The sequence below is a fragment of the Falsiroseomonas stagni DSM 19981 genome, assembly GCF_900114315.1.
Taxonomy (GTDB): domain Bacteria; phylum Pseudomonadota; class Alphaproteobacteria; order Acetobacterales; family Acetobacteraceae; genus Falsiroseomonas; species Falsiroseomonas stagni.
The window spans coordinates 35,149-55,731 of record NZ_FOSQ01000009.1; the positions used below are offsets into that span (position 1 = coordinate 35,149).

The 20,583-nt window shown below is 71.0% G+C and carries 24 protein-coding genes; 9 read left to right on the forward strand and 15 right to left on the reverse strand.

Annotated elements, in window-relative coordinates:
• Window positions 1-23: 23 nt before the first annotated feature.
• Window positions 24-1,238 (reverse strand): MFS transporter, encoded by a 1,215-nt coding sequence (locus tag BM041_RS20300; protein WP_092961729.1) that lies wholly within the window; start codon window positions 1,236-1,238, stop codon window positions 24-26.
• 86 nt (window positions 1,239-1,324) lie between these two features.
• Complete coding sequence (gene recO / locus BM041_RS20305) at window positions 1,325-2,047, reverse strand: DNA repair protein RecO (RefSeq protein ID WP_092961730.1); 723 nt, start codon at window positions 2,045-2,047, stop codon at window positions 1,325-1,327.
• Between the two features lie 127 nt (window positions 2,048-2,174).
• Between recO and BM041_RS20310 the strand changes: the two genes are divergently transcribed.
• Window positions 2,175-2,762 carry a DUF882 domain-containing protein gene (locus BM041_RS20310; RefSeq protein ID WP_092961731.1) on the forward strand — a complete coding sequence of 196 codons (588 nt, stop codon included), beginning with the start codon at window positions 2,175-2,177 and terminating at the stop codon, window positions 2,760-2,762.
• A 208-nt stretch (window positions 2,763-2,970) separates the two neighbouring features.
• On the opposite strand, the gene era is transcribed toward BM041_RS20310, so the two are convergent.
• The 7 genes from era to folK all read right to left on the reverse strand — a co-directional run bounded on the left by era (window position 2,971) and on the right by folK (window position 9,249).
• Window positions 2,971-3,885, reverse strand: a complete 915-nt coding sequence (gene era, locus BM041_RS20315; protein ID WP_245762187.1) for a GTPase Era — start codon at window positions 3,883-3,885, stop codon at window positions 2,971-2,973.
• Window positions 3,882-4,577, reverse strand: a complete 696-nt coding sequence (rnc, locus tag BM041_RS31450) for a ribonuclease III (protein WP_092961733.1) — start codon at window positions 4,575-4,577, stop codon at window positions 3,882-3,884. The genes era and rnc overlap by 4 nt, the downstream gene beginning before the upstream one ends.
• Window positions 4,574-5,329, reverse strand: coding sequence for a signal peptidase I (gene lepB, locus BM041_RS20325; protein ID WP_092961734.1), 756 nt, complete (start codon window positions 5,327-5,329; stop codon window positions 4,574-4,576). Before lepB ends, rnc begins: the two co-directional genes overlap by 4 nt.
• 90 nt (window positions 5,330-5,419) lie before the next feature.
• Window positions 5,420-5,866: a holo-ACP synthase gene (gene acpS / locus BM041_RS20330; protein WP_092961735.1), complete on the reverse strand. Its 447-nt coding sequence runs from the start codon at window positions 5,864-5,866 to the stop codon at window positions 5,420-5,422.
• A gap of 3 nt (window positions 5,867-5,869) precedes the next feature.
• On the reverse strand, window positions 5,870-8,113 hold the full coding sequence (locus tag BM041_RS20335) for a RelA/SpoT family protein (RefSeq protein WP_092961736.1): 2,244 nt from the start codon (window positions 8,111-8,113) through the stop codon (window positions 5,870-5,872).
• A gap of 64 nt (window positions 8,114-8,177) precedes the next feature.
• The gene (gene rpoZ, locus BM041_RS20340) at window positions 8,178-8,573 is read right to left on the reverse strand and encodes a DNA-directed RNA polymerase subunit omega (RefSeq protein ID WP_092961737.1); all 396 of its coding nucleotides are present in this window, start codon (window positions 8,571-8,573) and stop codon (window positions 8,178-8,180) included.
• A 157-nt stretch (window positions 8,574-8,730) separates the two neighbouring features.
• Entirely contained in the window at window positions 8,731-9,249 is a 519-nt protein-coding gene (folK, locus tag BM041_RS20345; RefSeq protein WP_245762188.1) for a 2-amino-4-hydroxy-6-hydroxymethyldihydropteridine diphosphokinase, read from the reverse strand.
• Between the two features lie 77 nt (window positions 9,250-9,326).
• Here folK and BM041_RS20350 point away from each other — a divergent pair, with 77 nt between their 5' ends.
• From BM041_RS20350 to BM041_RS20360, 3 genes are read left to right on the forward strand one after another with little or no spacing between them, the layout of a single operon-like run.
• Complete coding sequence (locus BM041_RS20350) at window positions 9,327-9,959, forward strand: LabA-like NYN domain-containing protein (protein ID WP_092961738.1); 633 nt, start codon at window positions 9,327-9,329, stop codon at window positions 9,957-9,959.
• Window positions 9,956-10,624: a uracil-DNA glycosylase gene (locus BM041_RS20355; protein WP_092961739.1), complete on the forward strand. Its 669-nt coding sequence runs from the start codon at window positions 9,956-9,958 to the stop codon at window positions 10,622-10,624. The genes BM041_RS20350 and BM041_RS20355 overlap by 4 nt, the downstream gene beginning before the upstream one ends.
• Before the next feature lie 19 nt (window positions 10,625-10,643).
• Complete coding sequence (locus tag BM041_RS20360) at window positions 10,644-11,312, forward strand: hypothetical protein (RefSeq protein WP_092961740.1); 669 nt, start codon at window positions 10,644-10,646, stop codon at window positions 11,310-11,312.
• 21 nt (window positions 11,313-11,333) lie between these two features.
• Here the strand turns inward: BM041_RS20360 and BM041_RS31895 are convergent, their stop codons facing one another.
• The 6 genes from BM041_RS31895 to dapA all read right to left on the reverse strand — a co-directional run bounded on the left by BM041_RS31895 (window position 11,334) and on the right by dapA (window position 15,321).
• Window positions 11,334-11,468, reverse strand: coding sequence for a hypothetical protein (locus tag BM041_RS31895; RefSeq protein WP_281244647.1), 135 nt, complete (start codon window positions 11,466-11,468; stop codon window positions 11,334-11,336).
• Between the two features lie 5 nt (window positions 11,469-11,473).
• The gene (locus BM041_RS20365; protein ID WP_092961741.1) at window positions 11,474-12,031 is read right to left on the reverse strand and encodes a glutathione peroxidase; all 558 of its coding nucleotides are present in this window, start codon (window positions 12,029-12,031) and stop codon (window positions 11,474-11,476) included.
• Window positions 12,024-12,695 (reverse strand): sulfite oxidase-like oxidoreductase, encoded by a 672-nt coding sequence (locus BM041_RS20370; protein WP_092961742.1) that lies wholly within the window; start codon window positions 12,693-12,695, stop codon window positions 12,024-12,026. Before BM041_RS20370 ends, BM041_RS20365 begins: the two co-directional genes overlap by 8 nt.
• Before the next feature lie 60 nt (window positions 12,696-12,755).
• Window positions 12,756-13,613, reverse strand: a complete 858-nt coding sequence (locus BM041_RS20375; RefSeq protein WP_139226114.1) for an alpha/beta hydrolase family protein — start codon at window positions 13,611-13,613, stop codon at window positions 12,756-12,758.
• Window positions 13,614-13,928: 315 nt separating this feature from the next.
• Entirely contained in the window at window positions 13,929-14,414 is a 486-nt protein-coding gene (smpB, locus tag BM041_RS20380; RefSeq protein ID WP_092961743.1) for an SsrA-binding protein SmpB, read from the reverse strand.
• Window positions 14,415-14,442: 28 nt separating this feature from the next.
• Window positions 14,443-15,321, reverse strand: coding sequence for a 4-hydroxy-tetrahydrodipicolinate synthase (gene dapA / locus BM041_RS20385; RefSeq protein WP_092961744.1), 879 nt, complete (start codon window positions 15,319-15,321; stop codon window positions 14,443-14,445).
• 116 nt (window positions 15,322-15,437) lie between these two features.
• On the opposite strand from dapA, the gene BM041_RS20390 reads away from it, so the two are divergent.
• From BM041_RS20390 to BM041_RS20410, 5 genes are read left to right on the forward strand one after another with little or no spacing between them, the layout of a single operon-like run.
• Window positions 15,438-17,396, forward strand: a complete 1,959-nt coding sequence (locus BM041_RS20390) for a lytic transglycosylase domain-containing protein (protein ID WP_092961745.1) — start codon at window positions 15,438-15,440, stop codon at window positions 17,394-17,396.
• Window positions 17,393-18,226: an alpha/beta fold hydrolase gene (locus BM041_RS20395; protein ID WP_175534055.1), complete on the forward strand. Its 834-nt coding sequence runs from the start codon at window positions 17,393-17,395 to the stop codon at window positions 18,224-18,226. The genes BM041_RS20390 and BM041_RS20395 overlap by 4 nt, the downstream gene beginning before the upstream one ends.
• Window positions 18,223-18,681 carry a phosphatidylglycerophosphatase A family protein gene (locus BM041_RS20400; protein ID WP_245762189.1) on the forward strand — a complete coding sequence of 153 codons (459 nt, stop codon included), beginning with the start codon at window positions 18,223-18,225 and terminating at the stop codon, window positions 18,679-18,681. The genes BM041_RS20395 and BM041_RS20400 overlap by 4 nt, the downstream gene beginning before the upstream one ends.
• Window positions 18,681-19,172 (forward strand): CinA family protein, encoded by a 492-nt coding sequence (locus tag BM041_RS20405; protein ID WP_092961747.1) that lies wholly within the window; start codon window positions 18,681-18,683, stop codon window positions 19,170-19,172. Before BM041_RS20400 ends, BM041_RS20405 begins: the two co-directional genes overlap by 1 nt.
• Window positions 19,173-19,174: 2 nt before the next feature.
• Window positions 19,175-20,569, forward strand: coding sequence for a dipeptidase (locus BM041_RS20410; RefSeq protein ID WP_092961748.1), 1,395 nt, complete (start codon window positions 19,175-19,177; stop codon window positions 20,567-20,569).
• The last annotated feature ends 14 nt before the right edge of the window (window positions 20,570-20,583 follow it).

A 20,583-nucleotide genomic window follows, 5' to 3' on the forward strand; every position in this document is an offset into this window, starting at 1 on the left:
ACCGCCGCGCCCCCCCCCCGGCGTCACGCCGGCGCGGGGTTCGCCTTCGGGCCGCGGGGGATGGCCGCCAGGATTTGCAGGGTGCCGGCGGTGAGGCCCATGGCGACGCCGGCTTGCCAGGCCAGGGTGTAGGATCCCATGGCGTCGAAGATCAGGCCGCCGCCGAGTGCTCCGGTGAAGCTGCCGAGTTGGTGGCTGGCGAAGGCGAAGCCTTGGATCATGGCTTGCCATTGCAGGCCGAACATCTCGACCACCGCGCCGGAGATCAGCGGTGCGACGCCGAGCCACAGGAATCCCATGATGGCGGCGAAGACGAGGGTGGAGGTGGGGCTGGGTGGGATGGCGAAGTACCAGCCCAGCACGAGGGATCGGGTGACGTAGATCAGGCCGAGGAGGAGGGGTTTGGACCAGCGCCCGCCGGCCCATCCGAAGAACAGGCTGCCGACCACGTTGAAAGCGGCGATGACGCCGAGCGCGGTGGCGCCGAGCATCGGGTCCATCCCGCAGATCACGAGGTAGGAGGGCAGGTGCGTGGTCAGGAAGACCAGTTGCAGGCCGCAGACGAAATAGGCGCCGGCCATCACCAGGAAGGGTCCGTTGCGGAAGGCGGCGCGCGCGGCGACGAGGGCGGAGGTGTTGCCGCCTCGCGCCGGGGGCACGGGCATGGAATCCACCCGCCCCGCGATCCAGGCGGCCGGCAGCAGGCAGAGTGAGAGCAGCACCAGGCCGATGAGGCCCGCGCGCCAGTCGAAGGCGTCCATCAGCCCTTGCGCGATCGGCGCGGCCATCAGTGGCCCGGTGGAGCCGAGGGCGGAGACCAGGCCGAGCACCGTGCTGCGCGCCGCGTTGGGCACGGGGCGGGAGGCGACGGCCATCGCCATGCCGGAGGCCGTGGCTGCGAGTGCGATGCCGATCAGCAGCCCCGCGCCGACCATGATGGCGAAGGTGCCCTCGGCCTGCGCGAAGATCGCCAGTCCCGTGGCGTAGGTGACGCCCCCGGCCAGCATGGTCGGCCGGAATCCGAAGCGGGAGGCGACGGCGCCGGCGAAGGGCTGGGCGATGCCCCAGGCCAGGTTCTGCGCGGCGATGGCGAGCGTGAAGTCGGCGACCGCGATGCCGAGGTCCTTGGTCACGGGTTGCAGGAACAGGCCGAGGCTCTGGCGCATGCCGTTGGCGAGCGCGAGGGCGAGTGCCGCCGCGATCAGGATGGGGATGGCCGCGCGGGGGATGCTTCGCATCGCGGAAGGGTCGCCCGGGGAAGGATGTTCCACAAGGCGGGAGGCATTGCGCCGGGGGCTTCCCCGGGCAGCACATACCGCATGACTCAGCCGGCGGCGACGCGATCCAGCAGCAGGTCGCGCGCCGCGGGCAGGCCCTTGTGCTGCACGCCGAAGACGTCGCGCGCCAGGAAATGCCCCGTGAGCTTCAGCCCCGCCGCCCAGTCGGCGGCGGAGGACGGCCCCTGCCCCAGCAGGAATCGCGGCAGCGGCAGCAGCCGGTCCCGCCATTCGCCGGCGGCGGGCTCCGACACCGCCCGGCCGCTGCGGGGCGAGACGAAGGCCAGGTCCTCCGTGCCCCCGGTGACGGCGCAGCGCGCGAGGTCCAGGCCGTAGCCGAGTTCGGTGAGCAGGTCGGCCTCCCACCGCACCAGGTCGGGAAGGGCGAGGGCGGTGTCGCGGGCGAGCGTCGCGACGAAGGCCACCAGGCCGTGGAAGATGCGGGGATGGGCCTCCCGTTCCGGCAGCGCGCCTTCCGCCACGGCGCAGGCGGCGCGCAGCGCGGCCAGCGCCAGCGGGTCCTCCATGGCCAGCGCCGCGGCGGGGTGGACCATCTCCGCGCTCATCGCGCCGAGCTGGTCGGCCAGCCGCCCGACCCAGCGGGCCTCCACCAGGTTCCCCGGCTGCCACAGCGCCGCCTGGCCGCGGGAGGTGCCGCCCTTGGCCAGGCCCGCGTGGCGGCCGTGCTGCTCCGTCATGACGGAGACGATGGCGCCGCCCTCCCCATGGGGGCGGACGTCGAGGATCACGGCGGGGGCATCCCATTCCATGAGGGATGGGGTTCCACATCGCGGAGGCCGGGGCAAGCGTGGACCGCGCCGCGCATCGTGAGCGGCCAGCCGGTGCCATGGGCGTGATCGGGCGGCGCGATCCGCCGCCCCCGCGCTTATCCCCGGCATGAAGAGACGCCTGATCCTGCTGGCCGGGGTGTTCACCCTGGCCGCCCCGCGCCTGCGCGCTGGCTCGCCCCGCCGCCTGGCGCTGCGCCATTCCCATACCGGGGCGCGATTCGACGGCCCCTGGCATGACGGCGCCGATCCCGATCCCGGGGCGATGGTCGAACTCTCGGCCGTGCTGGCGGACAGCGCCGCCATCCGTCCGCGCCCCTTCGATGCCGCCGCGCTCGGCATCCTGGCCGATGTGGCGGAGGCGGCGGGGCTGTCGGGCCCGCTGGTGGTGCGGTCTGGCTACCGGACGCCGGCGATCAACGCGGCGGTGCATGGGGCCGGGGACAGCCAGCACCTCCGCGCCGGCGCGATCGATCTGGAAGTCGCGTCCGCGCGCATCCAGCAGGTGGGTGGGCTGGCGCTGGGCCTCGGGCGTGGTGGCGTCGGCCTCTATCCCCGGCGCGGCTTCGTGCACCTGGACAGCGGCCCGGTGCGGGCCTGGAACGGGGATGCGCCGGGCGGCGGGATTCCGGCGCCGGTGGAGGACCGGATCGGGCGGATCGCGGCGGCGTGGCGCAACCCCGGCGGGCGGCGCTGACGGCGGAAAAGAGTGGACCGGCGGCCCATGTTTCGCCTATGTTCCCTGGGCCACGAACCCCCTTTGCGCCCTGCGCCCCGCACCGCGGCGGGGACGTGAATTTGTCCCAAATCGCCCCGCGCGAACCGCGACTAAATGCACCTAATCGGCATAATCGGCTAAAGCCGCTTAGTGGTTTTAGTGGCCGATCCGACACGGCGGCGGGAAATCACCCCTGGTCGTCGAGCCCCAGCGCCCGGATGCGGCCGCCTTCCTCGTCCCAGCCCGCGCGTTCCTTGACGTTGATGAAGAGGTGGATGCGCCGTTCCAGCAGCGCCTCCAGCTCCCGCCGCGCGGATTGGCCGATCGACTTCACCTTGGCCCCGCCATCGCCGATCAGGATGCCCTTCTGGGTGGCGCGGGTGACGTAGATCGTCACCTCGATCCGCGCGCTGCCATCCTTGCGTTCCTGCCAGGTCTCGGTCTCGACCGTGGCGTGGTGGGGCACTTCCTCATGCGTCTGGCGCAGCACCTGCTCCCGCACGATCTCGGCGGCCAGCATGCGCTGCGGCAGGTCGGAGAGGTCGTCCTCCGGGAACAGGTAGGGGCCTTCCGGCAGGTTGTTCGCCAGCACCGCCTTCACGCGATCGAGCCCCCTGCCCTTCAGCGCGCTGACCATGAAGGTCTCCGCGAAGGGGACGATGTCGTTCAATTCCTTCGACAGCGGCAGCAACCGAGGGGGGTCAACCAGATCAGCCTTGTTGAGCAGCAGCATCAGCTTGCGGCCGCCGCCCTTCAGCTTCTCCGCGATGGCGCGGACCTCATCCGTCAGCCCGGCGCGGGCATCGACGATGAGGACCGACAGGTCGGCATCCTGCGCGCCGCCCCAGGCGGCGGCGACCATCGCGCGGTCCAGCCGCCGGCGCGGCGCGAAGATGCCGGGCGTGTCCACCAGGATGATCTGCGCCCGGCCTTCCATCACCACGGCGCGGATGCGGAAGCGCGTGGTCTGCGGCTTGGGGGAGACGATGGTGACCTTGGTGCCCGCCAGCGCGTTCACCAGGGTCGATTTGCCGGCATTGGGCGCGCCGACGATGGCGACCAGGCCGCAGCGGGTCGGGGGTAGTTCGGTCGTATTGCTCATCTGGCCCCCAGCAGTTGCAGAAGCCGCTCGGCGGCGGCCTGTTCGGCCGCGCGCTTGTTCTCGCCCTGGCCCTCGGCCTCCTTCCCCGCCGCGATCGCGCGCACGGTGAAGACCGGGTGGTGTGACGGGCCGGACGATGACACGGCCAGGTATTCCGGCAGGCCGAGCCCGCGCCCCAGCGTCCATTCCTGCAGGCGCGACTTGGGTGAGGAGGGCGGCTTAACCGGGGCTTCCAGCGCCGCATCCCATTCGCGGCGGATCAGCGCCCGCGCCGGTTCCAGCCCGCCATCGAGGTAGATGGCCCCCAGCACCGCCTCCAGCGCATCCGAAAGGACGGAGGGGCGGTGGCGGACGCCGGACTTCTCCTCATTCGGGGTCACCCGCAGCGCCGCGGCCACGCCGAGCGTGACGGCCACGCGCGCCAGCGCATCCTGCGCCACCAGCACGGCCAGGCGCTTGCCGAGGTCCCCTTCCCGTTCCTTCGGGAAGCGCTCCGCCAGCCATTCGGCCATGACGAGGGCCAGCACGCGGTCCCCCACGAACTCCAGCCGCTCATTCGAATCCAGCATCGACCGCTTCGGATCGGCGGCGGAGCGATGCGTCAGGGCGTGCAGCAGAAGCTCGGGCTTGTCGAAGCGGTGCGGCAGCCGTGCCGCCAGCGCCGCGACGGGGTCATCACTCGAGAAAGTCACCGGACGGCGCTGAACAGACGGCTCCAGCGGATGGCGGTCGGCCAGGCCCAGAACTCCCAGAAGCGGGCGGAGCCATCGACGGAGAAGAAGATGAATTCCGCCCGGCCGACCAGGTTCTCGACCGGCACGAAGCCGACGCCGTTGCGCTGTTCGCGGCTGTCCAGGCTGTTGTCCCGGTTGTCGCCCATGGCGAAGACATGGCCCTCGGGCACCCGGAACTCAGGGGTGTTGTCGTAGATCTGGTCGTCCGACATCTCGAGGATGTTGTGGACATGCGGCTCGACGCCGGGCTGCGGCGGCAGGAACTCACGGTATTCGCGCACCACGATGCGGGGGCCATCGCCCTCCACCGTGTAGGGGCCGATGAGTTCGCGGCGCACGGGCTGGCCGTTCAGGTGCAGCACGCCGTTGCGGACCTGCACGCGGTCGCCCGGCAGGCCGACGATGCGCTTGATGTAGTCGGTCGAATTGTCACGCGGCAGCTTGAACACGGCCACGTCGCCGCGCGCGGGCAGGCTGCCGAAGATGCGGCCCTGGAACAGGTTCGGGCTGAAGGGCATGGAATGCCGCGAATAGCCGTAGCTGTACTTGGACACGAAGAGGTAGTCGCCCACCAGCAGCGTCGGGATCATGCTGCCGGAGGGGATGTTGAAGGGTTCGAACGCGACGGTGCGGATGCCGATGGCGATCAGCCCCGCATAGACCACGGTCTTGGTGGATTCGAGCCAGCCGCCCGTCTGCTTCTTGACCATGGAGGGAGTTTTCGCCGGCATCCTATGGGACTCCCCCGGTTTCGGGGCCGTCGCTGCGGGTCCGGATAGAGCCTGCCCACCCCTGCCCTGTCAAGGAACCGCGATCCCGGGTGCCGATGGCATGGCCATGCGGGGCAGCGGCACGGCGGTGATGATGACCATCGCCTGCGCGTAGGGAAACTCATCCGTCATGGTCAGCGCGACGTGGGAGACGAGGCCGGGCGGCGTGATCTGCGCCAGGCGTGCCGCCGCGCCGCCCGTCATCCGCAGCGTCGGCTGGCCGGAGGACAGGTTCACCACGCCGAGGTCGCGCCAGAAGACGCCCTGCCGGAACCCGGTGCCCAGCGCCTTGGAGGCTGCCTCCTTCGCCGCATAGCGCTTGGCGTAGGTCGCGGCGCGGATCTTTTCCGTCCGCCTTTCGGCCTTCGCGCGCTCGGCGGGGGTGAAGATGCGGTTCAGGAAGCGGTCGCCGTAGCGGGCGATCGTCTTCTCGATCCGCCTGATGTCCAGGATGTCGCTGCCGAGGCCGATGATCATGTCCTATCCCTTGGCGCGTTCGGCCTGCGCCACCGCCGTCAGGCCCCGCAGGGCCGCGATGATGTTGCCGAGGTGGCGGAGGTCCTTCACCTCCACATCGATCGCGATCTCCTGGAAATCCGATCCGCGGTGGACGATGCGCATGTTCTCGATCGCGCCATCCTGCCGCGCGATGGCGTCCGTCACGGCGGAAAGCGCGCCGCGGTCATTCGCCGTCACCACGTCGATCCGCCCGACATGGCCGCTGCCCGCGCCGCCGGCATAGTCCCAGTCGATGTCGAGGAAGCGTTCGGGGCTGTCCGCGAAGCCCGAGAGGTTGGGGCAATCCGTCTTGTGGACCGTCACGCCCTTGCCCGTGGTGACGATGCTGAGGATGCGGTCCCCCGGCAGCGGGTGGCAGCAGCCCGCGAAATTCACCTGCATGCCGGCGACCAGGCCGGTGACGCCCATGGCCACGTCGCGCCGGCTGCCCTTGCCCGGCGGGGGCAGCGGCACGGCGCGGGGGCGGGACCGCGCGATGGGCAGCACGTCCTGCGGCCGGGGCGGGCCGCGCAGCTCCGGATAGACGGCCAGCACCACATCCTTGGCGCTGGCGCCGCCGGAGGCGACGACGATGCACAGCTCCTCGAAGCTCGCCTGCTTCAGCGCCTTGAGCGCGGGCTCCAGGTGCTTCTCGCTGAACTCCACGCCTTCCTGGCGGAAGGCCTTGGCGATCGCCGCGCGGCCTTCCTGCTGCTGCGCCTGGCGCTGTTCGGCGTGCATGAAGCGCCGGATGCGCGCCCGCGCCTTGCCGGTGACGACGAAGCGTTCCCATTGCGGGTTCGGGGTGCCGCCGCGCGCCGTGATGATCTCGACCTGGTCGCCATTCTCCAGCGGCGTGCGCAGCGGCTTGATCTGGCCGTTGATCTTGGCGCCCACGCATTGGTCGCCGACCTGGCTGTGCACCTGGTAGGCGAAATCGACGCAGGTGGAACCGCGCGGCAGGGCGATGAGGTCACCCTTCGGCGAGAAGCAGAAGACCTGGTCCCGGTGGAGTTCGAGCCGCGTGGCATCGAGGAATTCCTGCGGCTCCGCCGCCTGTTCCAGGATGTCCAGCAGCGCCTTCACCCAGGGGAACTTGCCGCTGTCGCGCGCGACCTGGCCGCCCTGCTTGTAGATCCAGTGCGCGGCCACGCCGTATTCCGCGACCTCATGCATCTCCCGCGTCCGGATCTGCACCTCGATCTTGGCATTGCGCTTGTCCGGCACCGTCACGCCGGTGTGGATGGACTGGTACCCATTGGGCTTGGGGGTGGAGATGTAGTCCTTGAACCGCCCGGGTACGACGCGATAGGCGGAATGGACGGCGCCGAGTGCCGCGTAGCAGGCGCCCTTGTCCGGCACGATGACGCGGAAGGCCATGATGTCCGAAAGCTGTTCGAACTCCACCTTCTTGCCGTGCATCTTCAGCCAGATGGAGTAGGGCGACTTCTCCCGCCCCGTCAGTTCCTCCACCTCGACGCCCGCTTCCTTGAACACATGGGTCAGGTCGTCGCGGATCTCGTCGATCAGGTCCGCGCCCTGGCCGTAGAGGAAGGCGCGGCGGGCGGCGATGGTCTGGAAGGCGTCGGGATCGAGTTCCCGGAAGGACAGCGTCTCCAGCTCCGTCTTCAGCGCATCCATGCCGATGCGCTCCGCGAGCGGGGCGAAGATGTCCATCGTCTCCCGCGCCGTCTTCCGGCGGCGGGCTTCCTGCGGGACGAAATGCAGCGTCCGCATGTTGTGGAGGCGATCCGCCAGCTTCACCAGGAGAACGCGGATATCCTCGCTCATCGCGAGGACCAATTTCCGAAAATTCTCGGCCTGCTTGGTGCGTTCGGATTGCAGTTCGAGGCGCGTCAGCTTGGTGACGCCATCCACCAGCCGGGCGACTTCCTTGCCGAAGCGGCGTTCGAGGTCGACGAGGCCGACCTTCGTATCCTCCGCCACGTCATGCAGCAGCGCCGTGACGATGGAGGCGCTGTCGAGGCGGTACTGCGCCAGGATGCGCGCGACCGAGACGGGATGGGTGATGTAGGGGTCGCCATTGTCCCGCTTCTGGCCCTCATGCGCGGCCTTGGCGGTGGCGTAGGCGGCCTCGATCGTGGCCGCGTCGGCGCGGGGGTCATAGGCGACGACGTCGCGGGCCAGGTCGGCGCCCGTGCTGTCGGAGATGCCGGTCGCGAGGCCCTCCGGCGCGAAATTGGGGTGCGGGCCGGGCGCGTTCATGCCCGGCCTCGCGAGGCCGTTGCCGGGGTCGCGGGGGCGGTGCCCCCGCGGCAGGCGCCCGCGATCAGCGCTTCCCGCCGAGCTCGGCGGCGATCGCCGCCTCGATGTCGTCGGCCGAGAGATCCTCGAGGCCCGCGCCGTCGGAGACCTGTTCCTCGTTCACGTCCATCACGCCGAAGATGTTCTCGTCGGTCGCGATGAGGTCGAGGACCTCCTCCTCCGCGGGCTCCGGCTCCGGCGCGCGCTGCAGGGACTTGACCAGATCGGCCTTCAGCAGGTCGAGATCCACGGTTTCCTCAGCGATCTCACGCAGCGCGACGACCGGGTTCTTGTCATTGTCCCGCTCGACCGTCAGTTCCTCGCCCCGGCTGATGTTGCGGGCGCGCTGGGCTGCATGCAGCACCAGTTCGAAGCGGTTGGGCACCCGAAGGATGCAATCCTCGACCGTGACGCGTGCCATGGCGGCTCCAGTTCAGTAAACCGCGGGGTGTGCAGGGCCTGCCCGGGCGCGGCTGCGCACGGACGGACCCCTCCCCGCCTCTGGTGAACCTCCGATCTAGCCATCCGGGGCGCCGGATGCAAGCGGTGTTCATGCAAGGGGCGGGCCGCAGGCGGCCTCAGCCGATGGCGCGCGTCCCCGCCTCCCCCACCGCCGCCAGCAGCGCCGCGGCGGTGATGCCGAGGCGCGGATGCACCCAGCCAGGCGCCACATCGCAGAGCGGCGCAAGGACGAAGGCGCGCTCATGGGCGCGCGGATGCGGCAGCACCGGGTCCGGCGCGTCCCGCACCAGCCCGTCCATCGCGATGATATCGAGGTCGAGGGTCCGCGGCGCGTTCAGATAGGGCCGCACCCGGCCGAACCGGTCCTCCACCGCCTGCAAGGCCGCCAGCAGCGCCGCCGGCGCATTCGCCACATCCCCGTCCCCTTCGGGCCGCAGCAGTGCCACGCCATTCACATAGTCAGGGGAGGATGGGGAGGGCGGCACCGGCGCCGTCGCGAACCAGCGGGACAGGGAGGCCAGGCGATACCCCGGCAGGCGGTCCAGCGCGGCGGCGGCGCGGCGGCAGGTCTCGATCGCCGGGGCGCCATCCGGGCCCGGCAGGTTCGCCCCGATGGCGATGACGATCAACTTCATGGGTTTCCCGAACCGCCCCGGTAGCGTTGCCAGCAGCTTCCGCTATTTTCCGCCCTCTTTGAGCGAAAGATCATACGGTGCAATTCGATTCTCAGGAGAGGCTTGGCCTGTTCATCGACGGGGCGCATCTCTACGCCGCCTCCCGGAACCTCGGCTTTGACGTCGACTACAAGAACCTCCTCGGCTTCTTCAGGCGGCATGGCCGGCTGATGCGCGCGTCCTACTACACGGCGCTGCTGGAGAATGACGAATACTCGCCGTTGCGGCCCCTCGTCGACTGGCTGGGCTACAATGGCTACAGCGTCGTCACCAAGCCCGCCCGCGAATTCACCGATGCCGCCGGACGGCGCCGGGTGAAGGGGAATATCGAGGTCGAGATGGTGGTCGATGTCATGACCCTCGCGCCGCGGCTCGACCATGTCGTGATCGTGGCCGGGGATGGCGACCTGCGACGGATGGTGGAGGCGGTGCAGCAGCAGGGGCTGCGCGTCTCCGTCCTGTCCACCATCCGCACCCAGCCCGGCATGGTGGCGGATGAGCTGCGCCGCCAGGCGGACCAGTTCATCGACCTGGCCGACCTGGCCCCCGACATCACCCGCCGCCAGCTGGACCCGCGCCCGCGCATGGTGCCCGCGCCCCGCGCGCCCGAACGCCCCCGCGCCACGCCGGCCGAGCCCTTCCGCGACCCGGTGGCGGACCTGCCGGAGTGAGCCCTTCGCCTGACGCGGCGGAGCCCCCGCGGGATGCGGCGGAGCCGTCGCGGGACTGCCCGCTCTGCCCCCGCCTGGTGGCCTATCGGCTGGAGAACCGGGCGAAGGAACCCGGCTGGCACAATGCCCCGGTGCCGAGCTGGGGTGGCCGGGATGCGAGGCTGCTGGTGCTGGGCCTCGCCCCGGGGGTGCGCGGCGCCAACCGCACCGGGCGGCCCTTCACCGGCGACCATGCGGGCAAGCTGCTCTACGCCACCCTGCTGAAATTCGGCCTGGCCGAGGGCGAGTACCGGGAGGATCCGCGCGACGGCATGGTGCTGAAGGGCGTGCGCATCGTGAATGGCGTGCGCTGCGTGCCGCCGCAGAACCTGCCCACGCCCGCCGAGATCACCACCTGCAACGCCTTCCTGAGGGCGGAGCTGGCACAGCTGACGCGGCTGCGGGCGATCATCGCGCTCGGCCTCGTGGCGCATAACGCGCTGCTCAAGGCCTATGGGATGCCGATGGCGCGGCTGAAATTCGCCCATGGCGCGGTGCACACCCTGCCGGATGGCCGCCTGCTGGCCGACAGCTACCATGTCAGCCGCTACAACACGAATACCGGCCGCCTGACGACGGAGATGTTCGAAGCGGTAACCGCCGACGTGATATCCCGCATCGCGTAACCGATCCGGAGCCGCGCGCTTGTTCGAGGATCTGCGGCAGGGCCGCCCATCCCCCTTCGGGCCCGAGGTCGACACGCTGCTCCGCGCGATCGATGCGCTGGCCCCGGCCGAGGAGCGGCGGGCGACGGAGGCCATGCTCCGCGCCTGGCCGCGCCGGCCGGATGGCGCACCGGAACGGCCGGAGGCGCTGCGGGATGGCCTGGCGGCGCTGGCCGCGGATCTGGCGGCGGCGCGGCGCGTCGATTGGTTCGATGCGGCGAAGGAAGGGCTGATCCTGGGCGGGCTCGCCGTGCCTGCGGCCGCCGTCGCCTACCTGCTGGTCGCGCTATCCGTGCCGGAGGAACAGTCGCGCACGCTGTGGACGGCGCTGCCGGTCGCCATCGGCATCCCCGCGATGGCGGGCGCCGTCTTCGGTTTCACCCAGGCCCGCCGCCCGACGCGCCGGCGCCGCGCGCTGCATGAAGCGCTGAAAGCCCTGGTGAGCGGCGGCATCGCCGGCGGCGTCGGCGGCCTCTTCCTGATGGTGACGATCATCGATGCCGAGGGAGCCGTGGCGAGGTTACTGGAGGAATCGCCCTTCGTCACGGCAGGGATCGTGATGTCCTTCGCGCTGCTGGGCGGCGTCGTCGCCGCCCGGTGGCGCGCCGCCTGGGCGCTGCGGCGCTGGGACGTGTCGCGCAAAGGGTGACCGGCGCGCCGCCCCGCCAGGCTAGCGCATGCCGAGGAAACTCAGGATGGCCAGGACGATGACGACGGCGCCGACGATGTAGACGATGCTGTTCATGGGGTTCGCTCCGCGGGGTGATGCCGCAACAACGGCGGTCCCCGCGGAAGGTTGCGACACCGCCGTCAAACCAGCGGCCGCCCCTCCAGCGCCGCTTCCACCGCGCGGGTCAGGACGGGGCTGTCGGGCTCGGTGGAGGTCGGAAACGCCCGCACCGACCGCCCATCGCGCCCCACCAGGTATTTATGGAAATTCCAGCGCGGCGGGCCGCCGGCGCGGGATGACAGCCAGGCAAACAGCGGATGCGCCGCCGGGCCGCGCACGCTGGTCAGCGTCGCCATCGGGAAGGTGATGCCGTAGGTCGTCTCGCAGAATTCCTTGATGCGCGCGGCATCGCGGCTTTCCTGGTTGAAGTCGTTGGACGGCACGCCGAGTACGAGGAAACCCCGCGCCTCATACCGGTCATGCAGCCGCTGGAGGCCGGTATATTGCGGCGTGAAGCCGCAGAAGCTGGCGGTGTTCACCACCAGCATCGCCCGGCCGCGGAAATCGGCCAGCTTCAGGGGCCCGCCCTCCAGGCTCTCCATCGTGAAGTCGAAGGCGGACTGCACCGGCTGGGCGCTGGCCTCGGTTGCCATCAGGAGCGGCGCCGCCAGCAGGACACGTCTCGGAACCTCACGCATATCGCTCCTCCATCCACGGGTCGCCCCGGTTGTTGTAGCCGCGAACCTCCCAGAAGCCGGGCCGGTCCTCCCGCAGCAATTCCACCCGGGTGATCCATTTCGGGCTCTTCCAGAAATAGAGGTGCGGGACCACCAGCCTCACCGGCCCGCCATGCTGGCGTTCCAGCGGCGCGCCCGCCCAGGAATGGGCGAAGAGGTTCTCCGGCCGGGCGAAATCCTCCATGGCCAGGTTGGTGGTATAGCCGTCATAGCTGGTCAGGGAGACGAAGCGCGCCTCATCCTTCACGCGCGCCATGGCGAGCAGGTCCAGCACCGGCACGCCCTGCCAGAGGTTGTCGTAGCGCGACCACTGGGTGACGCAGTGGATGTCGTTCACCCTCTGCTGCTGCGGCAGGGCCATGAATTCATCGAGGGTCAGGCGCAGCGGCGCGGCGCAGAGGCCCTCCACCCGCAGCCGGAAATTCGCCCGGTTCACATCGGGCTGCACGCCGAGGTCAAGGACCGGGAAATCATTCACCAGGCGCTGGCCGGGGGGCAGGCGATCCCGCTCCAGCGTGCTGGTGGTGCCGGTCAGCAGCCGGCCGTCACGGGCCCAGCCCTGCTTGGCCTCCACCAGCTTGTCCCGGACCTTTCCCGTCAGCGGGACGTCGTCCTCGTCGGCCATGTCGTTGCTCCTCGGCGCCGTTAGGTGTCGTTGCGCCCGCCGGATGCAAGGCCGATGCCATCAGCGTGTTGCAGAACGGGGTGCGTAGCCATTCGCAGTCAGGAAAGCCTCCACCACCGGGCCCCAGGTGGCGCTGCCGCCCGGGCCGAAGAACAGGGAATGTCCGTCCCGGCCGAAGGGGCCGAGCATCTCCAGCTCCGCCGCCCCGCCCGCCGCGGTGAAGGCCTGGTGCATGGCCAGCGCCAGGTCAGCATCGAAGAAACTGTCATTGGCCGTGTAGACCCAGAGCATCGGCAGCCGCGCCGTCCGCCCATAATCCCCGGCCGCGGAGACCAGGCGTTCCGGCCGGCAATTGGTGTTGGGCCGCCCCTGCGCCCAGCCGCCACGCCCGCCCGCCATGTTGATCACCGCGCCGACCATGGCCGGGTCCTCCGCCGCCAGCGCGATGGCGCCCCAGCCCCCGGCGGATTGGCCCACCACCAGCACCCCCTCAGGCCGGATGTCCGGCAGGGCGATGGCGAAATCGATCGCCGTGCGGATGTCCCGCGCCGTCTCCCGCCCCGCCGGGGCGTAGAAGGGGTCGGCGCAGCGGCCATAGCCCTCCGCCCAGTCGCCCCCCGACTCCCCATAGCCGCGGCGAAGCGGCAGCAGCACGGCGAAGCCGCGGCGGGTGAACCATGTCACGGCCTCCGACCCGCACTCCGCCACCCGCGCCCTGGCGCGCTCCGCCGCCTGGGCGGGCGATCCGTGGTTGATCACGGCCAGCGGCACCACGCCCGGCACGCCCGGCCGGCACAGCTTCACCACGATGGACTGGAAGGCGCCCGGAACCGGGACGGCATGAACCTCCTCCCGCCCCGCCGGCGCCGCGGCGCAGCCAGCCAACACCAGCAGGAGAAACAAAGCCGACAGCCGCATGCACGCCCCCGATCAGCGGGCGGAGCGTGACGCCGATGGGGCGGGGATGTCGAGGGGTTGGGCGGGTGGCCGCAGAGAGGGGCTGCGCGCCCCTCTCCGCACCTCTCCCGCGCCAGGGGGCAGCGGCCCCCTGGACCGCGAGGATTTTGGGAGGCGAAGGGAGGGGCGCGGAGCGCGCGCCGAACAGGAGCGAGCGTTGTGCCCCTCCCTTCGCCTTCCAATGACATGGGTTCCAAGGGCCCGCTGGCCCTTGGCGGGGTTGGGGTATCGGGGAAGGGGCGGAGCCTCTTCCCCGGGCCACCAGCGCAGCCCGCGCTACCCCCGGTTCCGCATCAGCCGCGCCTTGTCGCGCTGCCAGTCGCGGTCCGCGATGGCGGCGCGCTTGTCGTGCTTCTTCTTGCCTTCGCCGATGCCGAGCAGGACTTTCGCCATGCCGCGGTCGTTGAAGTGGATCTGCATGGGCACCAGGGTGATGCCGTCCCGCGCGATGGCGCTGGCCAGGGTCACCATCTGCTTCTTGTGCAGCAGCAGCTTGCGCGGGCGGCGCGGTTCGAAATTCGCGACGAAGCTGCCTGCCTGCCATTCCGGGATATAGGCGTTGAAGAGGAACATCTCCCCTTCCCGCTCCCCCGCCCAGGCCTCGGACAGGGTCGCGCGCCCGGCGCGGAGGCTTTTCACCTCCGGCCCCACCAGCAGCAGGCCGGCTTCGACGGTGTCTCCGATCTTGTAGTCGTAGCGCGCCTTGCGGTTCTGCGAGGCGATGCCGTGGCTGATCAGGCCTTTCTTGCGGGGTTCCGCCATGCTGTCCGGGCGACTGGGCGCGGGGCGCTCAGTTCAGCAGCCCTGCTCCCGTCATCGCGGCGCGCACGCGCGCCTTGGTGGAATCGGCGGTCGGCGCGAGGGGCAGGCGGCAATGGTCCGTGCCACGCCCGAGCAGGCTGGCGGCGTACTTCACCGGGCCGGGCGAGGTTTCGCAGAACATCGCGTCATGCACCGGCACCAGCCGGTCCTGGATGGCCATGGCTTCCGCCACGCGTCCGGCGGCCCAGGCGTCATGCATCTCCCGGCACAGTCGCGGGGCGATGTTGGCGGTGACGCTGATGCAGCCATGCCCGCCGGCGGCGAGGTAGGCGAGCGCGGTGTGGTCCTCCCCGCTCAGCTGGCAGAAATCAGGGCCGCAGGCGGCGCGGGTGTGCAGCGGGCGGGTCAGGTTCGCCGTCGCGTCCTTCACGCCCACGATGTTCGGGTGCTTCGCCAGCCGCGCCATCGTCTCGACCGTCATGTCGATCACGCTGCGGGGGGGGATGTTGTAGATGATGATGGGCAGGTCCACGGCATCGGCGATCGCCATGAAGTGCAGGTAGAGCCCTTCCTGCGTCGGCTTGTTGTAGTAGGGCGTGACCACCAGGGCGGCGTCGGCACCGGCCGCCTTGGCGTGGCGCGTCAGGTCCACGGCTTCCGCCGTGCTGTTGCTGCCCGTGCCGGCGATGACCGGGATGCGGCCGTTGGATGCCTTGATGGCCAGGTCCACGACCTGGTGATGCTCGGCGTGGGACAGCGTCGGGCTTTCGCCCGTGGTGCCGCAGGGGATGATGCCCTGCGTGCCCTCGGCGATCTGCCATTCGACAAAGTCGGAGAAGGCTTTCGCGTCCAGGGACCCGTCGGCCTGCATGGGCGTGATCAGCGCGACCAGCGAACCCCTGAACATCTTGCTTCTATCCGTGCCTCGTGTGGGGCGTGGAAACTAGTGGCGCGGCCGCGCCGGGGCAAGGTCGTGGGTAGGGGATGGGGAATCCCCGCCGCTTCGGGTTATGGTCTGGCCCCATGCGCCGCATCCTGATCCTGCTGCCCCTGCTGCTCCCGCTTCCCGCCGCCGCACAGCCCTGGGCGACCGAGGGGGCGCGCCTCGCAGGCCGCCAGGCCCTGGCCGCGGCGCAGCAGAACCGGTTCCTGGAAGCCGAAAGCGTGGCCCTGGCGGCGGACCCGCTGGCGCGCAAGATCATCGCCTGGTGGCGCATCCAGGCGCGGGGATCGGGCGCCAGCGCGCGGGAGGTCCTGGCCTGGCTGGAGGAGAACCCCGCCTGGCCCTTCCCCGACACCATCGCCCGCCGTGCCGAGGAATTGCTGGTGGCGGAGGCTGATGACGCGCTCGTGCTGCGCCACTTCACCCGCAGCCCGCCCCGCACGCTGGATGGGGCGCGGCGCTTCGCCAATGCGCTGTCGAATGGCGGGCAGGCCGCGCAGGCCGTGCCGATGCTGCGCGCCGCCTGGCGCGACGGCCCCGCCGATGCCCCGACCGAGGCCGCCTTCCTGGACCGCAACGCCGCCACCCTGACCGCGGATGACCATTGGCGCCGCGTGGACCGGCTGATCTGGGAGAACCAGGCCACCGCCGCCGGCCGCACCATGCCGCGCCTGGACCCCGCCCGCCGCGCCATCGCGGAGGCGCGCCTCGCCTTCCGCGCGGATCGCGACGGCGATGCGCGGGCGCGCGATATCGGCGTGGCGCATGACCGCGCCCGGATGCTGCGCCGCAAGGACCGGGATGCGGAGGCCGCCGCCGTCTGGATCGCGGCGGAACCCCTGCAGCGGGACCTGGCGCCGGAGGCCGCGCGCGCCATCTGGCAGGAACGCCAGGTGCTGGCGCGCAAGCTGCTGCGCCTCGGCGATGCCACGAACGCCTATCGCGTCGCCGCCGGGCACGGCCAGGCGGAGCCGGGCGAGCCGCGGCAGGAGGGCGAGTTCCTCGCCGGCTTCATCGCGCTGCGGCGGCTGGGTGACGCCGCCGGCGCGCAGCGGCATTTCGCGCGGGTGGGGGAGGGCAGCGTCTCCGTCATCACCCGCGCCCGGAGCGCCTATTGGCAGGGCCTCGCCTTGGCCGCGCAGAACCGCACCGCGGAGGCCCGGGCGCAATGGGCGGAGGCCGCTTCGCTGCCGACCGCCTATTACGGCCAACTCGCCAGCCTGGCGCTGGGGGAGCCCCAGGCGGCGATGAGCGCGCGGATCGCGCGCCATCCCTCCCCCGCGCCATCCGCCCAGGTGGCCACGGATTTCATCGGGCGGGAGATGGCGCGGGCCGTCATCACCCTGGCCGATCTCGGCCAGTCCGACCGCGCGCGGGTCTTCCTGCTGCGGATGGAGGATCTGGCGCCGGATGCGGCGGATCGCTGGCTGATCGCGCGGCTGGCCGTGGCGATCCGGCGGCCCGACCATGCGGTGTGGGTGGCGCGCCGCGCCGGCGCCGATGGCGTGATCCTGCTGGACGATGGCTGGCCCGCCCCCTACCCCGCGCCGCCGGATGGGGCGGAGGCCGCGCTGGTGAACGCCATCACCCGGCAGGAGAGCAATTTCGACCTCTCCGCCGTGTCCTCCGCCAATGCGCGCGGGCTGATGCAGCTGCTGCCCTCCACCGCGGCGCAGGTGGCGCGCAGGCTCGGCATCCCGCACCAGCTCGGGATGCTGACGACGGATGCCGCGCACAATATGCGGCTCGGCAGCGCCTATATCAGCGACATGCTGGGCCGCTATGGCGGTGCGATGCCGCTCGCGGCGGGGGCCTACAATGCCGGTCCGGGGCGCGTCGATGAATGGCTCGGCACCTATGGCGATCCGCGCGTGTCTTCCGGCCCCGATATCCGCGACTGGATCGAGCAGATCCCCTTCACGGAGACGCGGAACTACGTGCAGCGCGTGATCGAGAATGTCGTGGTGTATCGCGCGAAGAACCCGGAGACGGCATCCCTGCCCCACCCCCTGGCCGCGCTGCTGGAGGGCCGGCCGTGAGGGTTTTCTTCAGTGCGCGGGACGGGCTCAGGCTCTCCGCGCAGGATTTTCCGGGCGACCCGGCGCGGACGCCGATCCTCTGCCTGTCCGGCATCACGCGGAACTCCGACGATTTCGCCGCGCTGGCGGCGCGCCATGGCGGCAAGCGTCGGGTTCTCTGCCTCGACCATGCGGGGCATGGGGAGAGCGCGCGGCCCGACCAGCTTTCCCGCTACGCCATCGAGGAAAGCCTGCGCGACGTGCTGGACGCCATGGCGGCGCTGCATTGCCACCGCGCGGTCTTCGTCGGCACCAGCTTCGGCGGCATCCTGACCATGATCATGGCGGTGCTGCGGCCCGGCGCCATCGCCGGTGCCGTGCTGAACGATGTGGGGCCGGTGCTGGAACCCGTGGGGCTCGACCACGTGCAGAATTTCGTCGCCCGCGATCCCGCGCTGCCGACGCTGGAACGCTGCGTGGAGCATTTGAAGGGCGTGCTGCCGCCGCTGACGATCGACGAGGAAGGCTGGCGCCGCATGGCCGCCGGCACCTATGCGCGCGGCGATGACGGGCGCTGGCACCCGCGCTGGGACATCCGCATCGCCCAGGCCATGTCGGCCGGCGGCACGCTGCCGAGCCTCTGGGGCCCCTTCGGCGCGCTGGCCCATGCGCCGACGCTGCTGCTGCGGGGCGAAGTGTCGGAGCTGCTGTCGGTGGAAACGGCCCGCCGCATGCAGGATGAACGCCCCGACCTGCATTTCGTGAACATCCCCGGCACCGGCCACTGCCCGACGCTGGAGGAACCACTCGCCATCGCCGCGCTGGACCGCTTCCTGGATTCCATCGCGTGACGCCGGCCCAGCGGGTGGCAACCCTGGTGGCGACGCTGGGCGGCGCCGGGCGGCTGCGGCCCGGCCCCGGCACCTGGGGCAGCCTGGTGGTGCTGCCGCTGGCGCTGGCCGGCCCCGTCTGGTGCCTCGGCGCCGCGCTGGTCATCGCCATCGCGGGCTATTGGGCCGCGACCCAGGTGCTGGATGAGCGGACGGAGGACCCAGGCTGGTTCGTGGCCGACGAAGGCGCGGGGATGCTGCTGGTGCTGGCCGCCCTGCCCGCCGCGACGCTGCCCGGCGTGTTCCTGGCCTTCGCGCTGTTCCGCGCGCTGGATATCGTGAAGCCCTGGCCCATCTCCTGGGCCGATGCGCAGCCCGGCGCGCTGGGCGTCATGCTGGATGACATCCTGGCGGGGCTGATCGGCGCCGCCGGTCTGCTGGCCTTCACCCGCTTCTATCCGGGGATCCTCGATTGATGCTGCCCGAGACGACGCTAGCCGATGCGGCCCTGCTGCTCGCTGACCTGCAATCGGCCGGGGAGACGCTGGCCACCGCCGAAAGCTGCACCGGCGGGCTGATCGCCGCCGCGCTGACCGCCGTGCCGGGTTCCTCCGCCACCGTGCTGGCGGGCTTCGTGACCTATTCGAACGAGGCCAAGGCCAGCATGCTCGGCGTGCCGCCCGCCACCATCGCGGCGGTGGGCGCGGTGAGCGAGGCGGTGGCCCATGCCATGGCGGAAGGCGCCCGCGCCCGGTCCGGCGCCGCCATCGCCGTCTCCTGCACCGGCATCGCCGGGCCTGGCGGCGGTTCGGCGGAGAAGCCGGTGGGCCTGGTCTATATCGGAGCCGCCAGCGCGTCGCTGACGCTGGTCGAACGCCACGTCTTTCCCGGCGACCGCACGGCCATCCGCGCCGCGACCGTCGCCGCCGCCTTCGCCCTGATCCGACGACTGAAGACCGGAGTGTGAGCATGGACCTGACCGACAAGCTGCTGGCCGCGATCGACGCGGACCACGACGCCGCCGTGGGGCGCCTAGTGGAATGGCTCCGCATCCCCTCCATCAGCGCCCAGCCCGACCATGCCGCGGATTGCGTCCGCGCGGCCGAATGGGTGCGGGACCAGCTGGTGGCGATCGGCTTCACCGCATCCCTGCGGCAGACGCCGAAGCACCCCGTTGTCGTCGCGCACCACCCCGGCCCCGCGACCGGCGCCAAGGCGCCGCACCTGCTCTACTACGGCCATTACGACGTGCAGCCGCCAGACCCGCTGGAGCTCTGGACCAGCCCGCCCTTCGAGCCCGTGATCGTGGACGGCCCCCATGGCAAGCGCGTGGTCGCGCGCGGCGCGGTGGACGACAAGGGCCAGACGCTGATGTGGATCGAGGCGATGCGCGCCTGGCACAGCATCGCCGGCGGCCCGCCCTGCGCCATCACCGCGGTGATCGAGGGGGAGGAGGAGATCGGCTCCCCCAACCTCGCCCCCTTCATGGCCGCGAACAGCGCGGAGCTCGCGGCCGATGTCGCCATCATCAGCGATACGGGCATGTGGGACATCGACACGCCGGCGCTGTCCACCCGCCTGCGCGGCATGGTCTTCGTCCAGCTCGACATCAAGGCGGCGAACCGGGACCTGCATTCCGGCATGTATGGCGGCAGCGCGCTGAACCCGAACAACCTCATCACGAAGATCCTCGGCGACCTGCATGATGCCGAAGGCCGCGTGCAACTGCCGGGCTTCTATGACGGCATCCCGGAAGTCTCCCCCGAATTGCGCGCGCAGTGGCAGGCGCTCGGCTTCTCGGAACACGATTTCCTCGGCGCCATCGGGCTCTCGGTCCCGGTCGGGGAGAAGGGCCGCGGGGCGCTGGAGCGCCTCTGGGCACGTCCCACAGCCGACATCAACGGCATCTGGGGCGGCTATACCGGCCCCGGCAGCAAGACCGTGATCCCGAGCGAGGCGCACGCCAAGATCACCTTCCGCCTGGTGCCCGGCCAGCACCACGACAAGGTCTTCGACGCCTTCAAGCAATTCGTCCACGCCCGCCTGCCCGCCGACGCCACCGCCAGCTTCCAGGGCGGCAGCGCCAGCCCGGGGATCGAGGTGCCGGCCGACAGCGGCTTCGTCACCGCCGCCCGCGTGGCCCTGGCCGATGAATACGGCAAGCCCGCCGCCATGATCGGCTGCGGCGGGTCGATCCCGGTCGTGTCTTCCCTGAAGGACGTCCTCGGCCTCGACACCGTGCTGATGGGCTTCGGGCTGGAGGATGACCAGGTGCACAGCCCGAACGAGAAGTTCGACATGCGCTGCTTCCACCAGGGCACGCGCAGCCATGCGCGGCTGCTGGCGCGGCTGGCCTCGGCGTAGGGCGACGCCTGGCG